Origin of the sequence: Micromonospora sp. NPDC005254 (assembly GCF_042872525.1) — a bacterium.
In the GTDB taxonomy this organism is placed as follows: domain Bacteria; phylum Actinomycetota; class Actinomycetes; order Mycobacteriales; family Micromonosporaceae; genus Micromonospora.
The window spans coordinates 160,951-182,358 of the sequence record NZ_JBIAKM010000007.1 but is presented as its reverse complement, the minus strand read 5'-3'; the positions used below and the strand labels follow the sequence as shown (position 1 = coordinate 182,358).

Below are 21,408 nucleotides of genomic sequence, written 5' to 3'. Positions count from 1 at the left end.
CGCCGGGCGGCCCCGGTCGTACGCCAGGTAACGGCACGGTGGCCAGCGCGTACGGGCTGCGGTGTCGCGCCGTCCGGGGCCGGGTGCGATGGTGTAGAAAGGCGGAGTGAGCGCAGCGGTGACGCAGGTGCCGGTCTTCGACCGAAGGACGGTCCACGGTGGCTGACCACGACCAGCCGCCCATCGGACGCACTGTCGGCACCGCTCTGGTGCAGCTCGGCGACGTACCTCTGGCGGACCTGCTGGCCGGCGCCGGTGACGGCGTCCTGGCCCACGTGCTGGGCACGCTGGCCGCCGAGAGTGAGCCGGGCCGGCCCGGCGACGTGTCGGCGTTCGAGTCGAGCTTCTGACCGTGCCGGCCGACGCCCCGCCGTCGGCCACCCGACACCGGCCTGCCGTGGCCGCGCCCCGCATCCGCCAGGTGGTGCTGAAGGTCCACTCACGGTGCAACCTGGCCTGCGACTACTGCTACGTCTACCGGCACGCCGACCAGGGCTGGCGGGCCCGGCCACGGGTCATGGCCCCCGGCACCGTGAGCCGGGTCGCCGACCGGCTCGCCGCCCACGTGGCCCGGCACGGCACCGACCGGGTCCGGGTGGTGCTGCACGGCGGGGAGCCGCTGCTCGCCGGCCCCGCCGTGCTCGATCGGACGGTACGCACGCTGCGCGCCGCGATGCCCTCCGGCGTCGCACTCGACGTGGCGATGCAGACCAACGGGCTCCTGCTCGACGAGGCGGCGCTCGACCTGTGCCACACGCACGGCATCGACGTCGGGGTGAGCGTGGACGGCGACCGCACCGCCAACGACCGCCATCGCCGCCACGCCGACGGCCGGGGCAGCTTCGCCGAGGTGGCCGCCGCGCTGCGCCTGCTGGCCCGGCCCGAACACCGGGCCCGCTACGCCGGTCTGCTCTGCACGGTCGACCTGGCCAACGACCCGATCGCCGTCTACGAGGGCCTGCGGGAGTTCGACCCGCCCCGGCTGGATCTGCTGCTGCCGCACGGCAACTGGAGCGCTCCCCCACCCGGGCGCCACCCCGACGACCCCGCCACCCCGTACGCGGACTGGCTGATCGCCGTCTTCGACCGCTGGTACGCCGAGACGCCCCGGCGTACCGGCATCCGGCTGTTCGAGTCACTGATCGCGCTGCTGCTGGGCGGACGCAGCGGCACCCAGGCGCTGGGCGCCGCCGAGCCGGACGTCATGACGATCGAGACCGACGGCACCATCGAGGGCACCGACACGCTCAAGACGACCACCGCGTCGGCGATGCGGACCGGCTTCGACGTCTTCCGGCACAGCTTCGACGAGGCGCTGCGTCACCCGTCGCTGGCCGGGCGTCCCACCGGGACCGCGGCGCTCGCGCCGGCCTGCCGGGCCTGCCCGGTCGTCGACGTCTGCGGTGGCGGCCTGTACGCGCACCGCTTCCGCGACGGCGCCGGCTTCGTCAACCCGTCCGTCTACTGTGCCGACCTGCTGCGGCTGATCCAGCACGTGCGGACGGTGGTGACCGCCGACCTGGACGCGCTGCGCCGTCGCGTCGCCGGGGCGAGCGTGCCGACGCCGGTGGCACGCCCATGACGGGCCCGCTGTCGGTGGCGCAGCTCGCCGGGCTGGCCGGGGGCCACGGCGACGCCGCAACGGTCGCGGTGTTGCGGGGCGGGCAGCTCGGTCGCCGTCGGCTGCTGACCGTCGCCGCGGCCCGCGCCTGCCGTGGCGAGCCACTGGTCCGGCAGAGTCTGGAGCTGCTCACCCGCGCCGAGCACGCCGACCCGGCAACGGTGGCCGCGGTGCTGACCCATCCGCCGGTGACCGGATGGGCCCGCGCCGCGCTCGACGGCGCCGCCGGCCCCGCCTACCTGGCCGCGCTCGCGGCGGCGGCGGCGACCCGCGCCGGCCTGACGTTCACGCTGACGCTGCCCCGCCCGGCCGACGGTGTGCTGCCGCTGCCCACCGTCGGCGCGGCGACGGGCCTGCCCTTCGACAGCCCGGTGCGGCTGTCCGGCGAGGCCGGCACGCTGCGGATCGGCAGCGGCGCGGACGAGGAGGTACGGATCGAGGCGGGCGGTGGCCGGCTGCTCGACGCGGGCGTCGGCGGGATCGGCTGGCTGCCGGTCCGCAGGACCAGGCCGTTCGACGCGGTCGAGGTGCTGGTCGACGACCAGGACCCGTGGCGCGACTGCTACCACCGGCCGTCGGCACCCCGACTGGACGACGTGTCGGCCGACCGACTGGACCGGCTCACCGCCGAGGCCGGGCAGTGGCTGCGTGCCCACCTTCCGGCGCACGCCGACGCGCTGGCCGGGCTGCTGCGCACACTCGTGCCGCTGCGACCGCCGCCCTCGGGCAACCCGGTGAGCGCCACCAGCAGGGACGCGCTCGGCGCCATAGCGCTCTCCGTGCCCGCCGACGCGCGGACCCTGGCGCTGTTGCTCGTGCACGAGTTGCAGCACACCAAACTCGGCGCGCTGCTCGATCTGGTTCCGCTTCACCGCCCGGGTGGGCCGGCCCGCTACCGGGCGCCCTGGCGACTGGACCCGCGCCCGGTCGGCGCGCTGCTGCAAGGCGCGTACGCCCACCTGGGGGTGGCCGAGGTGTGGCGTTGCCGGCGGCACGAAGGGACCGCCGCCGCGTTCGAGTACGCGTACTGGCGGGAGCAGACCATCCGCGCGGTCCGGCAGCTCGCCGACGCGGCCGAGCTGACCGCGGCCGGCCGGGCGTTCGTGGCCGACATGGCGAGCACCCTGCGCGGCTGGCGCGACCCGGTCGACGGCGCGGTCGAGGCGGCGGTGCGGGACGTGGCGGACGCCAGCGCGGTGCGCTGGGGCCTGGCCAACCTGGTTCCCGACCCCATGGAGGTCGAGCTGGCATTACGCGCCGTGCGGCGAGGCGAGCCATGGTCGGGCGGCGGCCCCGCACCTATCGTGACGGCCACCGCGGCTCGACCCGCGCTAGCCGTGCGCAGTGGCCCCGAGGCGGCGGTGCGCCGCCGCCTCGTCGCCCCCGGCAGCGGGTTTTTCACTGACGATCCGGCGGACCGGGCTTACGTCGCAGGTGACGTAGCGGGCGCGTTGATGGCGTACCAGCGGCGGCTGATCGATGATCCCGAAGACAGCGACGCGTGGGTCGGCTTGATGCTCGCTGCCCGTCGAGGCGGCCACTCCGACGCGGCGCACACCTTGATGGCGCGGCCGGACCTGGTCCGCGCAACCCATCAGGCGGTCCCTGATACCGATGTGCTCACGGTGGCAGCCGCCCTGACGCAACGTCGGTGATCATGGTGTACGCGTCCACGAGGAAGCGGCCGAGCCGTCGTCACCAGAGGCGTTCGGCGGCGGTTCGGGCGAGTTCGACGAGCACGCTCAGCACCGCTGGGTCATTCCGGAATTCGGGATCGCCGAGGGTAAGGCTCATCATCTCCGCACCACTTCGGACGAACACCTCGTAGATGCCGGAACCGGCCGCCGCCACCGCCTCGTCTCCGATGTCGACGACGTGCGGCTTGATGCCGCCCCCGAGGCCGAGCGTCCCGTTGCGCATGGAGGCGAACTCGGCCCTCGCGGACGCTTCGTCTGGCTCGAGGTCCAGGGCGAGATTGAGTCGTACGGCGCCGTCGAACCACGCGCAGCTGGGCCGGAAATCCGAGTCGAACGACTGCGCCTCCACCCACTGTCGCAGCACCCGTCGGACCTCGGCGAGGGAGAGCGCCTTGCACCACCTGGTCGTCGGCACAGTGGCCGGAGCGACCGAAATGGTCCGATCGCCTCCATTGACCACCCACTCCCTCTTGTCCGCCAGCCAGTCGTAGTTGGCGTCGAGGTAGCGCAACGTGCTGTCGTAGAGGGAGAAGGGGCGGCCACCATCGTCGAGGATGTGGGTTTCCTGGACGCCGTTGATCGTCACGTCGACCTCGATCTGGAACCCGATCCGGTGGGCGGGCCCGCCATGCCCCGTCACGTAGAACGGCACCCGCAGGTCCCCGCCGGCCGGCACGTCCAGGTCCTCGCTGGTCACGCCCAGGTACGACATTCTGACTGCCGGCCGATCGACGGACTCTTCGGGCCTCGCAAGCTGTACGACCTCGGTCTTGGTTGATGCGGGCGCGCCCAGGATGCCGAACGTCTCCGCGAAGCGCCAGTTCCCCGGACGAGGATCCACCGTGTAGTCGGAGTTGGTGCAGACGACGGCGGCTCGAGGGTCGACGGCCTCCGAGTCGACGGTTCGCACCCGGATGTCGCGGACGTTGACCTGCACCCGTCTCGGGACTCGGATCGAGATCTCTGCCCGTGCCTCACCGATGGCCGCGCCACCTATCGCCCGCATCCAATTCATCGCCTCCGCACAGGTACGGGCGGGAGGCGGCTTCTCGCCGGTCTTCAGCGGCATGGCGAGCGCGCCGATCTGGAAGGGCACCACGTCCGCGCGCACTGTGGCCGGTGGTGTTGACGCCGTGTCGACGGGCTGGACGTCGGGCGTTCCGGATGGTTGGTGTCGGCCCTCGTTCCGCACCACGAGAAGCGCCGTCAGGAGGGACGGCACCAAGAGGACGACAGTCAGGAGGACGATGCGCACGCCAGGCCTTATCCCGAACCCGCTCCTCATTCCGGTTTCCGCCACTGCTCACGCCGGCAGTCCGAGCCGCACACCTGCTCGACCGGCACCCGTTGCACGCCCTCGTCATTCCATCGGTACGAGTGGGAATAGCGGCTGGTCAGTGCGGTCACCCGCATGGGAGAGCCGCCCGGAAGCACCGTCAGCGTCCGGGCCCGACCACTGACCACATAGTCGATCTTGATTGACCACTCGACATAGCTGGATTTCGTACGTCCGACGAAATTGAACCTCAGCTTCTCGCCGCCGGTCAGCGTGAGGCCGGTTGTGTCAAGATACGGACCGGTCAAGACGTCGTGCTTGCCGAACGCCTGCGCGGACAGACTGGGCCCGTCAAGATCGAATCCGAGCGCGACCGGACCCGCACCGGGGCCACCCCCCGCCCGCGAAATGACGACCAAGGAATCGCTCAGCGGCACGGCACGCCGGTGCACGGAGGCGGTGATCGCGGTCAGGACAGCCGTATCAGAGCGCTTGTTCTCGATCGTGACCGCGGTCGTGGCCTGACCCGCCCGGACCACGCCCGCGGCGAGCAGGACAGCGGTGAGCCGCTCCGGGCTCTGACCGCCCGTCGTGATGCTCGACGGCAGTGGACGGCCCGACACCCAGGCAGCATCCAGCTCCGCGCCCAGGTCGCGGTCCGGAACCGCGTACACCTGCAACGGGTCACTGCCGATTACGTCCGCGGCCCCATCGACCACCGGATCGAAGCTGCGGGCGACCACCACGCCGGTGAGGGCGGCCAGCAGGCCGCTCGCGCCGACGATCGCCGCCAACCGCGATGCCATCCTGCGCGACCTCGACGACCCGTTCGATGGTTGCGGCGGCCCTTCGGCGGGGACCCGGCTCCGTGGCCTACGCCGCCTCGACATATGCACCATCCCGTCCCACTAGAGCAGCGCCGGTTCGATGTAGGCGTTGGAGCGTTCCCGTTGGCGGGCCTGCATCACCCGCGGGTTGTCACCGCCGAAGAGCTGCACCAACTGGCCGAACGCCTCGTCGTAGAGCGCCCGGCCGGCGTCCGCCTCGCTCTCGGTGGCCTGCCGGCTCAACGCCAGGTTGACCGAGGCGGAGAGCGTGTCCGGGTGCTCGGCGCCCAGCGCCCGGGTCAGCTCCACGTACGCGGTGGTGTCCAGCAGCAACGCGTTGTCGCGATCGCCGAGGGCGAACAGGTCGTTGGCCAGGTTGAGGGTGGCCAGCAGGGTGTGTGGGTGCCGCTCGCCGAGGTTGGTCAGCAACTGGTCGCGGACCCGCTGGGACAGCTCGCGGGCCTGGGTGTGGTCGCCCTGCTTGCGCAGCAGTACGCCGAGGTTGTTCAGGCAGGCCAGGGTGATGGCGTGCGACTCGCCGAGCACCTCGTTGTAGCCGTCGCGCAGGCGGCGTGCCACCCGCAGGGCGGTCTGGTTGTCGCCCACCGCCGACCAGGTGGTGGCCAGGGCCATCTCGGCGGAGAGGGTGTCGGCGTGCTCACCGCCGAGGGTGCGCTGGTAGCGGACCACGGTCCGCTCGATCAGCCGGTGCGCGTCGGCGAAGCGCCCGAGCTGACGCAGGGTGAGCGCCAGCTCCTTCGCCGTCCGCAGGGTCTCCGGATGGTCCGCGCCGATCACCTTCTGCTGGATGGTGTAGGTGCGTTGCAGGACGCTGTGCGACCGCCACAGCTCGCCGGTGTCGCGCAGGCCACGCCCGTAGTTGCTGGCCGAGGCGAGGGTGGACGGATCCTCCTCACCGAAGCGGTCCCGCCGCCGCTCGTGGATGTTCTGGTCGAGCGCGGCAGCGCCGCGGAAGTCACCGACCAGGCGCAGCGACACGGCGAGGTTGTTCTCCGCGGTCAGCGTACGGCCGCTGTCGTCGCCGAAGCTGCGCACGCTCAGCTCCAGGGTGCGCCGGTCCTGCGCCTCGGCCTCGTGGTAGAGACCCTGGGCGCGCAGGTCCGCACCGAGGCTGCGGGCCGTCATCAGGGTGTAGAGGTGCTCCTCGCCGAAGATCCGCCGTTGCCGGTCGTAGACGTCCCGGTCGATCTCGTACGCCCCGTCGAAGTGGCTCTGCGCGCGCAGGACGTTCGCCAGGTGGAAGCGCATCCGCAGCTTGGTGGGGTCGTCCTCGTCGGTGTCGCGCCACGCGGCCAGCGACTCCTCGGCCAGTGCGCGGCTGGTGTCGTAGTCGCCCCGGCGGTAGAGGTAGCGCACGATGTCCACGACCAGTTGCCGGGCCTCGTCCATCGTGGACAGGTGCAGGCCGCTGGGGCGTACGTGCGGCCACAGCTCGGCGTACCGCGGCCAGTTGACCGGCCTGTCGGGGTCGCGTGGGCTGGCGGCGGCGAGCAGCAGTTGGGCCTCCCGGCGGGCCTCGTCGGGGTCGGCCAGCTGGTCCTGGATGACGAGCTGGACCAGCCGGTGGATCCGCACCGAGTTGTTCTCCGCGTCGACCTGGGCCAGGCCGTAGCGGCCCAGTTCGGCGGTGACCAGGCCCTGCAGGATCGGGTCGGTCAGCGTCGGGTCGATCGGGGCCATGAAGCTGGCGAAGCGGTCGCCGGTGAGCATCGCGACCGGGATCGGCTCCGGCGCGTAGAACGAGCACAGCTCCAGCAGCCGGGCCGCCGCCGGCTTCTCCTCGCGCAACTGGCCGAGGGTGAACAGCCAGGTCGCGGCGAGCGCCTTGGAGTAGCCGGCGGACTGCCGGCCGTCGAGGATGCGCAGCAGGCCGGGGGTGTCCAGCGAGCTGAGGTACTTCTCGACCTGCATGGCGCTGGCCCGCAGGTACGCCGCGCCCTGCTCGACGGCGAGCGGCAGGTCACCGAGCTTCTCGGCCACCTGGGCGGCCTCGGCCTCGGTGAGCCCGCGGACCCGGTCGCGCAGCAGTTGGACGCTCTCGGCGCGGTCGAAGACGGTCAGCTCGGTCGCGGTGGCGTACTCGCTCCAGCTCTGGTCGCGGGTCGTGAGCAGGACGTGGCCGGGCCCCTGCGGCAGCAGCGACCGGGTGGCGCGGGTGGGCTTGTCGGCGTTGTCCAGGACGATCAGCCAGCGCCGGTCGGGCCCGGCGCGGCGCAGCGTGTCGAGCACCCGGCGGGCCGCCTCGGCGCCGCCGCCCGTGCCCAGCCCCATCGCCTGGCCGAGGTCGGCCAGACCACCGCGGATGCGGTCCTCGCTGTCCGCCGGGATCCACCAGACCAGGTCGTAGTCGCGGCCAAAGCGCAGCGCGTACTCGGCGGCGAGCTGGGTCTTGCCGACGCCGCCGAGGCCGTGCACGACCTGCGTGGCCGAGTCCGGCGAGGTGGTGAGCCGGTCGCGCAGCGCCTCCAGTTGGGCGGCGCGGCCGACGAACGGCGTCCCGTGCTGGCGGACGTTGGAGATCGCCGGGAACGGGCCGGGGAACCGGCCGACCGCGCGACCGCCGGCCGTGATCGTCGGCGTTCCCGCCGCCTCCAGCAGCCGGGTCCGCGCGGTGGACGGGTCGCTGTCGGTGAGGTCGACCGGGCTGTGCTCGCTGTACGGGGCGGTCAGCCGCGATTCGTCGACCCGCAGCGGCACCAGCACTCCCCCGCCGCCGAGCTGGTCGCGGCCGGTGGCGGTCTTCCACACCTCACCCGCGAGGGAGGTGCTCGCGTAGTGCCGGGTGAGCACGGCCAGCACCCGGCTGGCGCCGCTGACGGCCCGGTCGAACTCGGCCCGCCCGCCGGTGAGCAGCGGCACGTCCAGGGCGCGGCGGTCCACCCGCAGCCCGGCGTCCTCCAACTGGTCGGTGATCCACTCGGCCCAGAGCCGGTCGGCGGAGGCGTAGCTGAGCAGCACGGCCTGCTCGGCGGTGAGCCGGCTCCGTTCGAACTCGGCCAGCGAGCGGCGACGGTCCGTCTCGCCGATCGGGTGCAGCTGCGTGATCCGCCCGTCGGTGATCACCGAGGCGAGCTGCTCGTACGCGGCCAGCAGGGTGCCGACCTGCTCGGGCCGGTCGCCGAACGCGGCGAGGATCTCCTCGTAGGCGTAGAACGTGCGGTACGGCACCTCGATGGTGTTCCAGTAGCGGGCGGCCGCCGCGTCGGAGAGGTGGTCGAGGAACGGGGCGAACTCGGCGCGGACCAGGTCCCGACCGGTCTCCAGCTTGCGCAGCTCGGCGTCCTCCACGCGCATCGGCACCGGCAGCAGCAGCGGCGGGTCGTCCGGGCGCTGGCTGCGGATGGAGCGGGCCACCGCCGCCGCGCCGCGAATGCTCTGGGTGGACATGGTGAAGCAGTTGACGACCAGGTCGGGCAGTTGGACGGTGCAGATGCCGGCGACGTCGCTGAGGCCGGTGCGGCTGTCGATCAGCACCACGTCGTACTCGGCGCGCATCTGCGCCCGGACCGCGTCGATGAACGACGCGCCGCCCTGCCGCTCGTAGAAGTTGGCCCAGTCGAAGGTGCTCACCAGCCGGGAGTACGCCGAGTCCTGCTGCCCGGCGGCCACGAAGTCGATCACGCCGCCGTGGCTGAAGTCCCAGTTCAGCGAGACCGCGCGTCGTTGGATCTTGGCATGACCGGTGAGGATCTCCTGGGAGTCCTCGTCACGGTTGCGCTGCATCGTGGCGATCGAGTAATCCCAGATCATCTCGATGACGCCGGGGGTGGCGCGCAGCTCCTTGTCGCGCAGGAACGGATGAAAGTAGCGGTGCAGGCCCGGAGACTCCAGGTCCCAGTCGACGACCAGCACCTGCAACCCCTGGCTGGCCAGGATCCAGGCCACGTTGGCCAGCGCCATCGTGCGGCCGGTGCCGCCCTTGTACGAGTAGAAGGTCACGATCTGGCCGCGTGCCGTCTCGTTCACCGCCATGGCGTGCCTCCCCTAGGGACCTTCGAGGATCGGGCGAAGACCGGAGCCGTCGGTGGGCGGCTCCTGGTAGACCGTGCCCGTGCGGTAGATCCGACCCTGCTCGACCACCAGCACGTCCTCCAGTTCCTCCTGGAAGCGTGCGGAGGTCGCGATCTCGGTGCGCCACACGTCGCGGGTGTTGTGCAGCACGTGATGCGGGAGCACCCGGGCCAGGGTGTCCCACATCTTGCGGTTGCCGCCGGCAGCCGCGTCGTCGGCGGCCGTCCACGGCACCAGCACCGGCGCCCGGGGCGAGTTCACGTCCCGGTCGTAGCCGATCAGGCTGACCTGGTAGCGCGGCAGGTCGGCGGACCAGACGTCGACCACCAGCACGACGATCTGGTTGTGCGCCCGCGCCCACTCCCGGACCACGGCCAGCTCCTCGGCGTCCTCCACTGTCCAGCCGTAGCTCTTGGTGGTGGCGATGGCCCCGGCCCAGCTGCCGATCGGCACCTCCAGCTCGGGCCGGTACGGCCGCCAGTCCCGCGAGACCGCGCCGTAGCGGTCCTCGGCGCCGGGCCGGCTGCCAGCCAGCTCGGCGGAGCTGCCGGCGACCAGCACGATGTGCACGTGCCGGGCACTGGTGGCCCGCTGCACCGCCGTCGACATGCTCGGGCCGTGGTGCGCCTGCGGCCTCGCCGGCCGGTCGAAGGCACTGGTCACCTTGGACAGCACGGGGCGCTGCGCCGGCCGGTGCAGGGTGTGGTCGCGGGCGGTCTGCACGATGTGCCGGGCGAGCGCGTCGACGAAGTCCTTGTAATCGTCCTCGTGCCGTTTGCGCTGCTTGAGGGTGAGCAGGCCGTCCTGGGCGTAGGCGGTGCCGGTGTGGAAGTTGCGGTACTGGAAGCCGGCGACCGCCGTGGGCAGCCGGTCGCACGGGAGCCACTGCACCGGCACGATCGCGGGCGGACGGACGTGGAACTGCCGCTCGTGCTCGTCGATCCGGTCGGCGAAGACCTGGAACTCCCGACCGCAGTAGTCGCTGACGACGTACCGCGGCGAGGTGAGCGCGACCAGGCAGGCGCTGGTGGACAACGCGTCGGACAGGGTGTCCGGCCAGGTGCTGCCGAGCGGGATGTGCCCGTCGATGAACCCCGCCTCGTCCCAGTGGAGGGCGGCCAGCCCGGCCACCGCCTCGCTGAGATCGACGAAGAACTCCTGTATCTGGCTGTTGCGGTTGTCCTCCTGGGCGTAACTCAGGAAAAAGAGTGGCACGCCCGCCTCCGCTCACGGGTTCCACGACCGGTAGGCACAGTATAGGACCGTCGATGCCACCCCACCCGGACCGCGATCATCGCTGCGGGCCCGCGAAGAGTCATATGCCCGACGCTTTGGGGTAGACCGTCGCCGTGTCCGAGGGCCTCCGGGTGGTCGTGGTCGGCGCCGGCTTCTCCGGTCTCGCCGCCGCGGCGGCGCTGCACCGGGCCGGCGCGCGCGTGCGGGTGCTGGAGGCCCGCGACCGCGTCGGCGGGCGGGTGCTGACCCGATGGCTGCCCGACGGGACGCAGCTCGACCTGGGCGCCCAGTGGATCGGCCCGACCCAGGACCGGATGTACGCGCTGGTCGCCGAGCACGGGCTGGTCACCTTCGCCTCGGCGGCGCTCGGCGCGTCCACCCTGCTGTGGGCCGGCGAGCGGCGACCCGACCCGCCGGCGCAGGTCGCCCGGGTACTCGGGCTGCTCGACGGGTACGCCGCCGTCCTGGACCCGGCCGAGCCGTGGCGGGCGCCGGAGGCCGCGCGGTGGGACGCGACGACGCTCGGCGGCTGGCTGCGCGCCACGGCCGGGGACGCCGACACGGCCGACTATCTGGGACGGCTGCTCGCCGGCGGGCTGCTGGCCACCGCCGCGGACGAGCTGTCCCTGCTGCACCTGCTGTTCTACCTGCGCAGCGCCGGCGGCACCGGGCCACTGCTGAGCATGGCCGGCGGCGCGCAGCAGGACCGGATCGTGGGCGGTCCCGCGGCGCTGGCCGAGCGGATGGCGGCCGGGTTGCCGCCGGAGACGCTGCGGCTGGGCGCCGCGGTGCACACGATCCGGCAGGACGCGGACGGGGTGACGGTGTGCACCGACGCCGGGCCCGTCGACGGCGACGCCGTGGTGGTCGCGCTGGCACCGGCGCTGGCCGGCCGGATCCGGTACGACCCCCCGCTGCCGGCGCTGCGCGACGGCCTGACGCAGCGGATGCCGATGGGGTCGGCGTGGAAGGTGCACGCCGTCTACGCCGAGCCGTTCTGGCGTGCCGACGGGCGCTCCGGCGTGTCCACCAGCAGCGCCGGACCGCTCACCGAGACGGTGGACAACTCCACCCCGACCTCGCCGCGCGGCGTGCTGACCGGGTTCAGCTACGCCGGCGACGCCGCCGCGCTGCGGGAGATGTCCCCGGCGCGGCGGCGGGAGTGCGTGCTGGACGCGTTCGCGGCCGTGGTCGGGCCGCGCGCGGCGGATCCGGTGGCGCTTGTCGAGTACGACTGGTCGGCCGACGAGTGGACGCGGGGCTGTTTCGGCGGTGTGCTGACTCCGGGGGCGTGGCGCACGTACGGGCCGCGGTTGCGAGCGCCGGTCGGGCGGGTGCACTGGGCGGGCACCGAGACGGCGACCCGCTGGGCCGGCTATCTGGAGGGGGCGGTACGCGCGGGCGAGCGCGCGGCGGCCGAGGTGCTGGCGTACTGAGGTGTGACCGTGGCCGGCCCGGTCTTCGGCGGGACCGGGCCGGCCCGGCCCGCGGTGCCACCCGCGCCAGCCCGGTCACGTGCGCGAGCGGGCCGGCGCGGGCGCCCCGGTCAGGGGTAGGTGGTCAGGTACACCTGCTGGGTGGCCGCGTTCGCGGTCCCGCCGGCGTTGTTGATCACCCGGTTGATGGTGCCGACACCCCCGAGCGAGACGGTCACCATGTTGGTGAACCGCACGTTCGAGTTGGTGGGCGCCTCGATGGCCCGGTCCGCGACGACTGCCGGGTTGACGTTGAAGTAGCAGTAGCTGCCCAGGCCCCACGCCCCGTGGCTGGTGACCGAGTCGGCCACCTTGTACGCGGCGTACCCCCGGGTCGACCCGTTCATCCAGGCGGCCTGGTTGGGCGGGTCGTACGGCATCTCGTTCTGGTAGAAGTACGTCCGGCCGCCGTTGCCGTTCCAGACGGTCTGGTACTTCTGGTAGTGCTCGACGAAGAGGCCGTACATGGTGACGTTGTCGCCGTTGACGGTCAGTCCGGTGTCGGCGGTGTTCAGCGTCCACCCGGTCGGTACGCCGCTGGCGGCGTGGTCGGCCCGCCACAGCCACATGTGGTCACCGATCACGTTGTCGCTGTTGACGGTCAGCGTGTTGGTGGCCTTGCCGACGTGCGGCCCGCCGATGCGGAAGAACACGTCGTGCAGCGAGGTCGGGTTCGTGGCGTGGCTCGCCGCCGAGCCGGACGGCCCGACCTCCATCAGCACCGGCGAGTTGGTCGTGCCGGCCTCGAACATCAGGCCGGCGACCTTGACGCCGTCCACATCGGCCACCCGCATCCCCACGCTGCCGTTGTCGGCCTGGATGGTGGCCAGGCCGAGGCCGAGGACGACCGTGTCGGCCCGGTTGACCTGGATCGGCTCGGTCACGTGGTGCACGCCCGGGGTGAAGAGCAGGTGCCGGCCCTGGGCGAGGGCCGCGTTGATGGTGGCCGCGCTGGTGCCGGGCTGGACGACGAAGAACTGCGACAGCGAGATCGACGAGCCGGCCGGGGTCTTGTTGTACCAGCTGGTGCCGGTCGAGTTGGTGCGCAGGGCGGGGACGAAGACCCGGTACTCACCGGTGCCGTCGACGTACAGGAACGGCTTCTCCCGCACCTGCGGGGTCTGCGCGATGACCGTGTGCGACGGGTTGGGGAAGCTCGGCGCCGGGGCGCCGACGACGCCCTGGAAGACCATGTTCCACACCGAGCCGGTCCAGCCGTTGCCGAACTCGCTGTTGCGGGAGTACCACTGCTGCTGCGAGCCGGAGACGACCAGGCCGTCGATGCGGGTGTCGGCCAGCAGGCCGCCGCTGGACCAGCCGTCGCCGCCGTTCCAGAGCTGGATCTGGTTCTGCGCGCCGCGCAGGTGCATCCGCCGGTACGGCGCGGCCTGCGACACCGCCCAGCGCTCCACGGTCTGCCCGGCGGGCAGGGTGACCGAGAGGTTCTCCGCGGCCCGCCAGAAGTTCTGGGTGGCGTTGCCGCCCATCCAGAACGCCTCGGTGCGGACGTGGCCGTTGAGGTTGACGTCGTCGGGGCTCATGCCGAGCCCGGCGACCTGGGTGAAGAAGCCGAGGTTGACGTCGGCGGTGTAGGTGCCCGGCTTGAACAGCACGGCGTAGCGCTGCGGGCCGAACTGGTTGGTCTCCTGCTGGGTGAAGAGGGTGTTCAGTCGACTCTGGATGGTCGACGTCGGCGTGCTCGGGTCGAAAACGTACGTGTTCGGCCCGAGGTTGGGGTTGTACGGGTCGGTGGTGCCGACCGGGGGCTCGGTGGTGCCGCCGCCGGTCGTGTTCACCGCCAGCTCCCACAGCGAGTAGCCGTAGGCGGTGCCCCGGGCGGTGCCGTACACGCGCAGGTAGCGACCGCTGCCGGTGACGGTGAGGCTCTGCGTGCCGCCGGTGGCCGTCGTGGTCGAGTAGATGGTGGTCCAGGTGGACCCGTCCGCGGAGGTCTGGAGCTGGAAGGCCCGGGCGTACGCGGCCTCCCAGGTGAGCGTCACCCGGCAGATCGTGCGGGTGCTGCCGAGGTCGACGCGCAGCCACTGCGGGTCGCTGGCGGCGCTGGCCCAGCGGGTGCCGGTGTTGCCGTCGACGGCGGCGGACGCCGGGGTGCCGGCGTTCTCGGTGGACGAGGCGGTCGCCGGGCTGCCCTGGGCGACGTTGGTGCTGCCGCAGGTGGAGGTGCCGCCGTCGGTCTCGCCATAGACCTGGAACTCCCAGAGCGAGTAGCCGTAGCCGGTGCCCCGGGCGGTGCCGTACATGCGCACGTACCGGCCGGCGCCGGTGACGGTGAGGTTCTGGGTGCCGCCCGCGCCGGTGGTGGTCGAGTAGATCGTGGACCAGGTGGCCGCGTCGTCAGAGGTCTGGATCTGGAAGGCGCGGCCGTAGGCGCCCTCCCAGAGCAGGTTGACCTGGCTGATGGTGGCCCGCGCGCCCAGGTCGACCTGGAGCCACTGGGGATCGCTGAAGGCGCTGGCCCAGCGGGTGCCGGTGTTGCCGTCGACAGCGGCCGAGGCGGGGGTGCCGGCGTTCTCAGTGGACGAGGCGGTCGCCGGGCGTCCCTGCGACAGCAGGGTGGGGGCGGCCTGCGCCGGGGCGGTGGCCACGGCCGGGGTCAGGGCCGCCACCAGGGCCACAGCGACTCCGGCGAGGAGGTGCCGGACGGTCCGCCGCCGGGGACGCGGGCGTACGGATGTAGCACGAGATGTCATGACATCGCCTGTCGATAGGGCGTTACGGACGCCGGGGGTGGGGAGCGGTTTTCGCCCGTGGTGCCGTGGGTGGTGCCGCCGATGCGACGCCGCGGGGAGAGGAGAGCGCTCTCGTAGGAGTGTTGCGGCGAGATTGCGACGGAGTCAAGACATCGATCTATAACTTCGTTATTTATCCCGAGGATCGGTTTTGTGTAATTCCCAACCCCCACCCCCGGTCCCCCACCCCCGACCACTCCCGGTGATCAAGAGGTTTGCGTCAGAAAATCGCGCCCAGGATGACGCGAACCTCTTGATCACCGGGTGGAGGAGGAGGCGGGGTCAGGCGGGTCAGGTGCGGCGGACGCCGCCGTCGGTGAGGAAGCGGGCGATCGGGAGGGTGGCCGCGCCGAGGGCCACCGCGTCCACGCCGAGGCGGCACAGCTCGATCGACGCCTGCTCGTACGGCTGGCGCAGCGCCTGCCGACCGGCGGCCTCGCGGACGGCCGGCAGCAGGTCGCCCAGCGCCATCGCCGCCCACCCACCGAGGACGACCCGCTCCGGGTTGAACAGGTTGATCAGGTTGGCCACCCCCGCGCCGAGATAGCCGGCGGTGTCGTCCAGCACCCGGCGGGCGGTGGCCGACGACTCGGCGGCGGTGACCAGCGCGGCGAGCTGCGACTCCTCGTCCTCGCCCGGCACGGCGCGACCCCGACGCGCCTCGCGGTAGCGGTCGATGATCGCCTCCGCCCCCACGTACGCCTCCAGGCAGCCGCGCGCGCCGCACCGGCAGGCCCGGCCGCCGTACACCAGGGTGGTGTGCCCCCACTCCCCCGCGCTGCTGGACGCGCCCCGGTAGGTGGCGCCGTTGGTCACCACGGCCGCGCCCACGCCGGAGCCGACCAGCGCGAAGACGGCGTGCCGGGCGCCGCGCCCGGCGCCGAACCACATCTCGGCCTGGCCGAGGGTCTTCGCGCCGTTGTCGATGTGCAGCGGCAGGTCGGTGCCGGCGGCGATGAGGCGCTCCAGCGGCACCCGGTCCCAGCCGAGGGCCTGGGCGTGCACGACGGCCTGGACGCCCTGCTCGACCACGCCGGAGACGCCGATACCGACGCCGAGCACGTCGGCGGTGGCCACCCGGGCCTTGCCGGTGACCACCTCGATGCCGGCCAGCACGTGCCCGGCCACCACGTCGGGCTCGGTGCGCGCCGGGTCGAGCGGGTACTCGATGCTGGCGAGCAGGGTCATCGCGAAGTCGAAGAGCTCGACCCGGACCCGGGTCTCGCCGACGTCCACGCCGATCACGAAGGCGTACCGGGGGGCGACCCGCAGCAGCATGCTGGGGCGGCCGCCGTCGGACTCGGCGGCGCCGGCCTCGGCGACGATGCCCTCGTCGATCAGGTCGGCCACCACGTTGCTCACCGCCGGCTGGCTCAGTCCCGTGCTGCGCACCAGGTCCTGCCGGGTGAGCGGAGCATCGAGGAAGAGCTTCGTCAGCAGGGCGGACCGGTTGCGCAGCCGGACGCTCCGGTTGGTGGCACGCGCCAGCTCCACTCGTCACCTCGTTCCCGTCGGCCGTTGGTGGCGACTGTAACCGCACCGTGCTTGACGACCCACCTGCCAGCAACTTTAATGACGACATTCATTAAGCCGTGATGTAACTCCCGGGAAACGCCGGCGGACCCCCGACGGCGCATCCGGAGAAACCCCGTCCGCAGCCGACCACCGTCGCCGCACCCCTATCGACGACGGCGGCCGGCGGACCCCCACCACGCACCGGAAGGGCTGACCGTGTCGAGACGACACCTCGGGATATTCACCGCCGCCGTACTGGCCGCCGCATCGCTGACCGCCTGTGGCGGCTCCGGCGACGACTCCGCCGCATCGCCCAAGACCCTCACCTACTGGGCCAGCAACCAGGGCGCCAGCCTGGAGGCCGACAAGACCATCCTCCAGCCGGAGCTGGACAAGTTCGAGAAGCAGTCCGGCATCAAGGTCAACGTCGAGGTCGTCCCCTGGTCGGACCTGCTCAACCGGCTGCTCGCCGCCGCCGCCTCGGGCAAGGGCCCGGACGTGGTGAACATCGGCAACACCTGGTCGGCGTCGTTGCAGGCCACCGGCGCGCTCGTCGAGTTCGACGACGCCGCCCTGCAGGCCGTGGGCGGCAAGGACCGGATCGTGCCCGCCGCGCTCGCCGCCGCCGGCGCCCCCGGCAAGCCGCCGGCCGCCGTGCCGCTCTACAGCATGGCGTACAGCCTGTACTACAACAAGAAGTCGTTCGCCGACGCCGGCATCACCGCGCCGCCGACCACCTGGGAGCAGCTCGCCGAGTCCGGCAAGAAGCTCAGCACCGGCGGCAAGTGGGGCCTGGCGATCGAGGGCGCCAACCCGTCGGAGAACGCGCACCACGCCTTCACCTTCAGCCAGCAGTACGGCGGTGAGTGGTTCGACTCGGCCGGCAAGCCGACCTTCGACACCCCGCAGAACGTCTCGGCCATCAAGCGCTACATCGACTTCATGGCCGCCGACAAGATCACCAACCCGAGCAACGCGGAGTACGCGCAGAACCAGTCGGTCTCCGACTTCGCCAACGGCAAGGCCGCCATGCTGCTCTGGCAGTCCGCCGGCTCGAACCTCAAGACGCAGAACATGCCCGCCGACGCGTACGGGGTGGCCCCGGTGCCGTTCCTGGCCAGCCCGCCGGCCGGCGGCAAGAAGGTCAACAGCATGGTCGCCGGCATCAACATGGCGGTCTTCAAGCACACCAAGAACAAGGACGGCGCACTGAGCTTCGTCAAGTTCATGACCAGCGACGAGGAGCAGACGCTCCTCAACAAGACGTACGGCTCGCTGCCGGCGGTGAAGACCGCGGGCGCCGACCCGGCGTTCACCGCCCCGGAGCAGAAGAACATCCAGGAGACGCTTGTCACCACCGCCGCCCCGCTGCCGCAGGTGCCCGACGAGAGCACCTTCGAGACCCTGGTCGGCACCGCGATGAAGGAGTTGTTCGCCGACGCGGCGAGCGGCAAGCCGGTCACCGAGCAGTCGGTGAAGGCGAAGCTGACCGACGCGCAGCAGAAGATGCGCTGACCCACGCAGCGCCGGTGGCCGTGGTCGGGCGACGAGCCCGGCCACGGCCACCGCCTCCGAGAGGACCCCGATGGCAACCAGCACCACCGCGCCGAACGCCGACCGGCGCGTACCCCGGGCCGGGTCACCCGCCCGGGGGGCCGCCCGCCGGCCGCGCGGCCCCCGCCGCTCGCTCCTGCCGTACCTGCTGCTCGCCCCGGCCATCGTGCTGGAACTCGCCATCCACGTGATCCCGATGGTCGTCGGGGTCTGGATGAGCCTGCTGGAGCTGACCCAGTTCCACATCCGGGACTGGTCCACCGCGCCCTTCGTCGGGCTGGAGAACTACCGGGCCACGCTCGACCTGAACTCCGCCGCCGGCAAGGAGCTGCTGCACTCGTTCTGGGTGACGCTGATCTACAGCCTGCTCTCGGTCGGGTTCGCCTGGCTGCTCGGCATCGCGGCGGCCGTCGTGCTGCAGAAGCCGTTTCGCGGGCGGGCCATCCTGCGGGCGCTGTTCCTCACCCCGTACGCCCTGCCGGTCTACACCGCCGTGATCACCTGGAGCTTCCTGCTGCAGCGCGACACCGGCCTGGTCAACCACGTGCTCGTCGACCAGCTCGGGCTGCTGAACGAGCGGCCGTTCTGGCTGATCGGCGACAACAGCTTCTGGTCACTGCTGGTGGTGTCGGTCTGGCGCAACTGGCCGTTCGCGTTCCTCTGCCTGATGGCCGGCCTGCAGAACGTGCCGGGCGAGCTGTACGAGGCCGCCGCGATCGACGGCGCGGGATTCTGGCGCCGGCTGCGCTCGGTCACCCTGCCCATGCTGCGGCCGGTGAACCTGGTGCTGCTGCTGGTGCTGTTCCTGTGGACGTTCAACGACTTCAACACCCCGTACGTGCTCTTTGGCGGCTCCGCGCCCGAGCAGGCCGACCTGATCTCCATCCACATCTACCGCAGCTCCTTCAAGACCTGGGACTTCGGGTCGGGCTCGGCGATGTCGGTGGCGCTGCTGCTGTTCCTGCTTGTCGTCTCGGCCGCGTACCTGCTGATCACCAACCGCCGGAGGGACGACCATGCGTGAGACCGCCGGTGAGCGCTGGGGCCGGCGCATCGTGCTGACCCTGCTCACCCTCTTCGTCGTCATTCCGCTGTACGTGATGGTCACCTCGGCGGCAAAACCGTTGCGGGACGTGCAGAACGGGTTCACCTGGTGGCCCAGCCGGCCCACCCTGCAACCGTTCGTCGACATGTGGAGCACCGTGCCGCTGGCCCGCTACCTGGTCAACAGCCTGGTGGTGTCGAGCGTCGCGGCGGTCTGCTCGGTGGCCGTGGCCATCTTCGCGGCGTTCGCGGTCAGCAGATACCGCTTCCGCGGCCGGGGCGTCTTCTCGGTGACGGTGCTGTCCACCCAGATGTTCCCCGGCATCCTGTTCCTGCTGCCGCTGTTCCTCATCTACGTCAACCTGGGCAACGCCACCGGAATCGAGCTGTACGCCAGCCGCACCGGCCTGATCATCACGTACCTGACCTTCTCGCTGCCGTTCTCGATCTGGATGCTGGTCGGCTACTTCGACTCGATCCCGCGCGGGCTGGACGAGGCGGCGCAGGTCGACGGGGCCGGGCCGCTGCGCATCCTGTTCCGGGTCATCCTGCCGGCCGCCGTGCCCGGCGTGGTCGCGGTGACCGTGTACGCGTTCATGACCGCCTGGGGTGAGGTGCTGTTCGCCTCCGTGATGACCGACGAGGGCAGCCGCACCCTGGCCGTCGGCCTGCAGGGCTACTCCACCCAGTTCAACGTCTACTGGAACCAGATCATGGCCGCCTCGCTGGTGGTCAGCATCCCGGTCGTCGCCGGGTTCCTGGCCTTGCAGCGCTATTTCGTCGCCGGCCTCACCGCCGGTGCCGTCAAGTGAGTCACCCCATCCCAGAGGAGAACCGTCCCGTGCCCGACCTGTCCAAGCTGCCACCCGACTTCCTCTGGGGCGTCGCCACGGCGGCGTACCAGATCGAGGGGGCCGTCGACGTCGACGGCCGGGCGCCGTCCATCTGGGACACCTTCTCGGCGATCCCCGGCAACGTCGACAACGGCGACACCGGCGCGGTGGCCTGCGACCACTACCACCGGTGGCCGGAGGATCTTGCGTTGCTGCGCCGGCTCGGCGTGGACGCGTACCGTTTCTCGGTGGCCTGGCCCCGGGTGATGCCCGACGGCGTCGGGCGGGTCAACCCCGCCGGGCTGGACTTCTACGACCGGCTCGTCGACACGCTGCTCGCCGACGGGGTCCGGCCGTTCGTCACGCTCTACCACTGGGACCTGCCGCAGGTTCTCCAGGATCGCGGCGGTTGGCCGGAGCGCGCCACGGCCGAGGCGTTCGCCGACTACGCGGCGGTGGTCGCCGCCCGCCTCGGCGACCGGGTGGCCGACTGGAACACGGTCAACGAGCCGCTCTGCGTGTGCTGGATCGGGCACCTGGAGGGGAAGATGGCCCCCGGCGAGCGGGACCTGACCCGCGCCGTGCACGCCTCGCACCACGCGCTGCTCGGGCACGGCCTGGCCACCCAGGCGATCCGGGCCAACGCCGCCCGACCGGCGTCGGTCGGTCTGGTGCTCAACCTCAGCCCGATCGAGCCGGCGACCGACCGACCCGAGGACGTCGCGGCGGCCCGGCGGGCCGACGGGCACGTCAACCGCTGGTGGCTGGACCCGATCCACGGGCGCGGCTACCCCGCCGACATGATCGACACGTACGGGGTCGAGCCGCCGGTGCGCGGTGACGACCTGGCGGTGATCGCCACGCCGACCGACTTCCTCGGGGTGAACTACTACTTCCGTCAACTGGTCGTCGACGACCCGAACGGCCCGGCGCCGTACGCGAAGCAGGTGCCGGTGCCCGGTTCGGTGGAGACCGCCATGGGCTGGGAGATGTACCCGGCGGGCCTGGAGCGACTGCTGGTCGACGTGCACGAGGAGTACCGGCCGGGGCGGATCATCGTCACCGAGAGCGGCTCGGCGTGGCTCGACGAGGTCACCGCCGACGGCACGGTCGAGGACAAGGAGCGCACCGACCACCTGGAGCAGCACCTGGCGGCGTGCGCGTCGGCGGTGGCCCGGGGGGTACCGCTGGACGGCTACTTCGTGTGGTCGCTGCTGGACAACTTCGAGTGGGCGTACGGCTACGACAAGCGCTTCGGGCTGGTGCACGTCGACTACGCCACCCAGCGGCGGACGGTGAAGGCGAGCGGCCTGCGCTACGCGGAGCTGATCCGCGCCCACCGACACCTCGCCCGCGCCACCGACGCCACCGACGCCGCCGCGCCGGTGGCCTGAGCCCGCAAGCCCCGGGCGCCGCAGCCGGCGGCGCCCGGGGCGCCCCACGATGGGCTCTGTGCGTAATTCGCCCGCTTATGTGCCACTGCCGTTAGTCTGGGCCGGTGCGGGGCGGACCGGAGAACGAGACGACGACCGACGAGCGTCACTCGTC

At 71.9% G+C, this 21,408-nt stretch carries 14 protein-coding genes; 8 read left to right on the top strand and 6 right to left on the bottom strand.

What is annotated here, in order from left to right; translation table 11 throughout:
- Nucleotides 1-158: 158 nt before the first annotated feature.
- From fxsA to ACFYPR_RS22200, 3 genes are read left to right on the top strand one after another with little or no spacing between them, the layout of a single operon-like run.
- Entirely contained in the window at nt 159-350 is a 192-nt protein-coding gene (gene fxsA / locus ACFYPR_RS22210) for an FxSxx-COOH cyclophane-containing RiPP peptide (RefSeq protein ID WP_354859636.1), read from the top strand.
- Between the two features lie 2 nt (nt 351-352).
- On the top strand, nt 353-1,582 hold the full coding sequence (locus tag ACFYPR_RS22205) for an FxsB family cyclophane-forming radical SAM/SPASM peptide maturase (RefSeq protein ID WP_387262162.1): 1,230 nt from the start codon (nt 353-355) through the stop codon (nt 1,580-1,582).
- Nucleotides 1,579-3,276: an aKG-HExxH-type peptide beta-hydroxylase gene (locus tag ACFYPR_RS22200; RefSeq protein WP_387262160.1), complete on the top strand. Its 1,698-nt coding sequence runs from the start codon at nt 1,579-1,581 to the stop codon at nt 3,274-3,276. Before ACFYPR_RS22205 ends, ACFYPR_RS22200 begins: the two co-directional genes overlap by 4 nt.
- 40 nt (nt 3,277-3,316) lie before the next feature.
- Here ACFYPR_RS22200 and ACFYPR_RS22195 read toward each other — a convergent pair whose 3' ends face one another.
- The 4 genes from ACFYPR_RS22195 to ACFYPR_RS22180 all read right to left on the bottom strand — a co-directional run bounded on the left by ACFYPR_RS22195 (nt 3,317) and on the right by ACFYPR_RS22180 (nt 10,668).
- Nucleotides 3,317-4,603, bottom strand: coding sequence for a hypothetical protein (locus ACFYPR_RS22195; RefSeq protein WP_387262157.1), 1,287 nt, complete (start codon nt 4,601-4,603; stop codon nt 3,317-3,319).
- Complete coding sequence (locus ACFYPR_RS22190; RefSeq protein WP_387262154.1) at nt 4,600-5,400, bottom strand: hypothetical protein; 801 nt, start codon at nt 5,398-5,400, stop codon at nt 4,600-4,602. Before ACFYPR_RS22190 ends, ACFYPR_RS22195 begins: the two co-directional genes overlap by 4 nt.
- Nucleotides 5,401-5,502: 102 nt before the next feature.
- Nucleotides 5,503-9,414: an FxSxx-COOH system tetratricopeptide repeat protein gene (gene fxsT, locus ACFYPR_RS22185; protein ID WP_387262151.1), complete on the bottom strand. Its 3,912-nt coding sequence runs from the start codon at nt 9,412-9,414 to the stop codon at nt 5,503-5,505.
- Between the two features lie 12 nt (nt 9,415-9,426).
- A complete protein-coding gene (locus ACFYPR_RS22180) occupies nt 9,427-10,668 on the bottom strand; it encodes a TIR-like protein FxsC (RefSeq protein ID WP_354862737.1) in 1,242 nt (413 codons plus the stop codon).
- 134 nt (nt 10,669-10,802) lie between these two features.
- Between ACFYPR_RS22180 and ACFYPR_RS22175 the strand changes: the two genes are divergently transcribed.
- Nucleotides 10,803-12,125 carry a flavin monoamine oxidase family protein gene (locus ACFYPR_RS22175; RefSeq protein WP_387262148.1) on the top strand — a complete coding sequence of 441 codons (1,323 nt, stop codon included), beginning with the start codon at nt 10,803-10,805 and terminating at the stop codon, nt 12,123-12,125.
- Nucleotides 12,126-12,235: 110 nt separating this feature from the next.
- Here the strand turns inward: ACFYPR_RS22175 and ACFYPR_RS22170 are convergent, their stop codons facing one another.
- Both ACFYPR_RS22170 and ACFYPR_RS22165 read right to left on the bottom strand, forming a co-directional pair.
- Nucleotides 12,236-14,875 carry a discoidin domain-containing protein gene (locus ACFYPR_RS22170; protein ID WP_354863170.1) on the bottom strand — a complete coding sequence of 880 codons (2,640 nt, stop codon included), beginning with the start codon at nt 14,873-14,875 and terminating at the stop codon, nt 12,236-12,238.
- A gap of 330 nt (nt 14,876-15,205) precedes the next feature.
- A complete protein-coding gene (locus tag ACFYPR_RS22165) occupies nt 15,206-16,408 on the bottom strand; it encodes an ROK family transcriptional regulator (RefSeq protein ID WP_355065170.1) in 1,203 nt (400 codons plus the stop codon).
- 237 nt (nt 16,409-16,645) lie between these two features.
- Here ACFYPR_RS22165 and ACFYPR_RS22160 point away from each other — a divergent pair, with 237 nt between their 5' ends.
- The 4 genes from ACFYPR_RS22160 to ACFYPR_RS22145 all read left to right on the top strand — a co-directional run bounded on the left by ACFYPR_RS22160 (nt 16,646) and on the right by ACFYPR_RS22145 (nt 21,254).
- Nucleotides 16,646-17,944 (top strand): extracellular solute-binding protein, encoded by a 1,299-nt coding sequence (locus ACFYPR_RS22160; RefSeq protein WP_387179525.1) that lies wholly within the window; start codon nt 16,646-16,648, stop codon nt 17,942-17,944.
- A gap of 70 nt (nt 17,945-18,014) precedes the next feature.
- Entirely contained in the window at nt 18,015-19,007 is a 993-nt protein-coding gene (locus ACFYPR_RS22155; RefSeq protein ID WP_355065168.1) for a sugar ABC transporter permease, read from the top strand.
- The gene (locus ACFYPR_RS22150) at nt 19,000-19,839 is read left to right on the top strand and encodes a carbohydrate ABC transporter permease (protein ID WP_007460899.1); all 840 of its coding nucleotides are present in this window, start codon (nt 19,000-19,002) and stop codon (nt 19,837-19,839) included. Before ACFYPR_RS22155 ends, ACFYPR_RS22150 begins: the two co-directional genes overlap by 8 nt.
- Before the next feature lie 29 nt (nt 19,840-19,868).
- The gene (locus ACFYPR_RS22145) at nt 19,869-21,254 is read left to right on the top strand and encodes a GH1 family beta-glucosidase (protein ID WP_387262146.1); all 1,386 of its coding nucleotides are present in this window, start codon (nt 19,869-19,871) and stop codon (nt 21,252-21,254) included.
- The last annotated feature ends 154 nt before the right edge of the window (nt 21,255-21,408 follow it).

What these genes read in the sequence shown, in the direction of transcription:
- fxsT (WP_387262151.1), bottom strand. Translation starts at nt 9,414, where the DNA reads ATGGCGGTGAACGAGACGGCACGCGGCCAGATCGTGACCTTCTACTCG.
- ACFYPR_RS22190 (WP_387262154.1), bottom strand. Translation starts at nt 5,400, where the DNA reads ATGGCATCGCGGTTGGCGGCGATCGTCGGCGCGAGCGGCCTGCTGGCC.
- ACFYPR_RS22200 (WP_387262160.1), top strand. Translation starts at nt 1,579, where the DNA reads ATGACGGGCCCGCTGTCGGTGGCGCAGCTCGCCGGGCTGGCCGGGGGC.
- ACFYPR_RS22150 (WP_007460899.1), top strand. Translation starts at nt 19,000, where the DNA reads ATGCGTGAGACCGCCGGTGAGCGCTGGGGCCGGCGCATCGTGCTGACC.
- ACFYPR_RS22195 (WP_387262157.1), bottom strand. Translation starts at nt 4,603, where the DNA reads ATGAGGAGCGGGTTCGGGATAAGGCCTGGCGTGCGCATCGTCCTCCTG.
- ACFYPR_RS22155 (WP_355065168.1), top strand. Translation starts at nt 18,015, where the DNA reads ATGGCAACCAGCACCACCGCGCCGAACGCCGACCGGCGCGTACCCCGG.
- ACFYPR_RS22170 (WP_354863170.1), bottom strand. Translation starts at nt 14,875, where the DNA reads ATGACATCTCGTGCTACATCCGTACGCCCGCGTCCCCGGCGGCGGACC.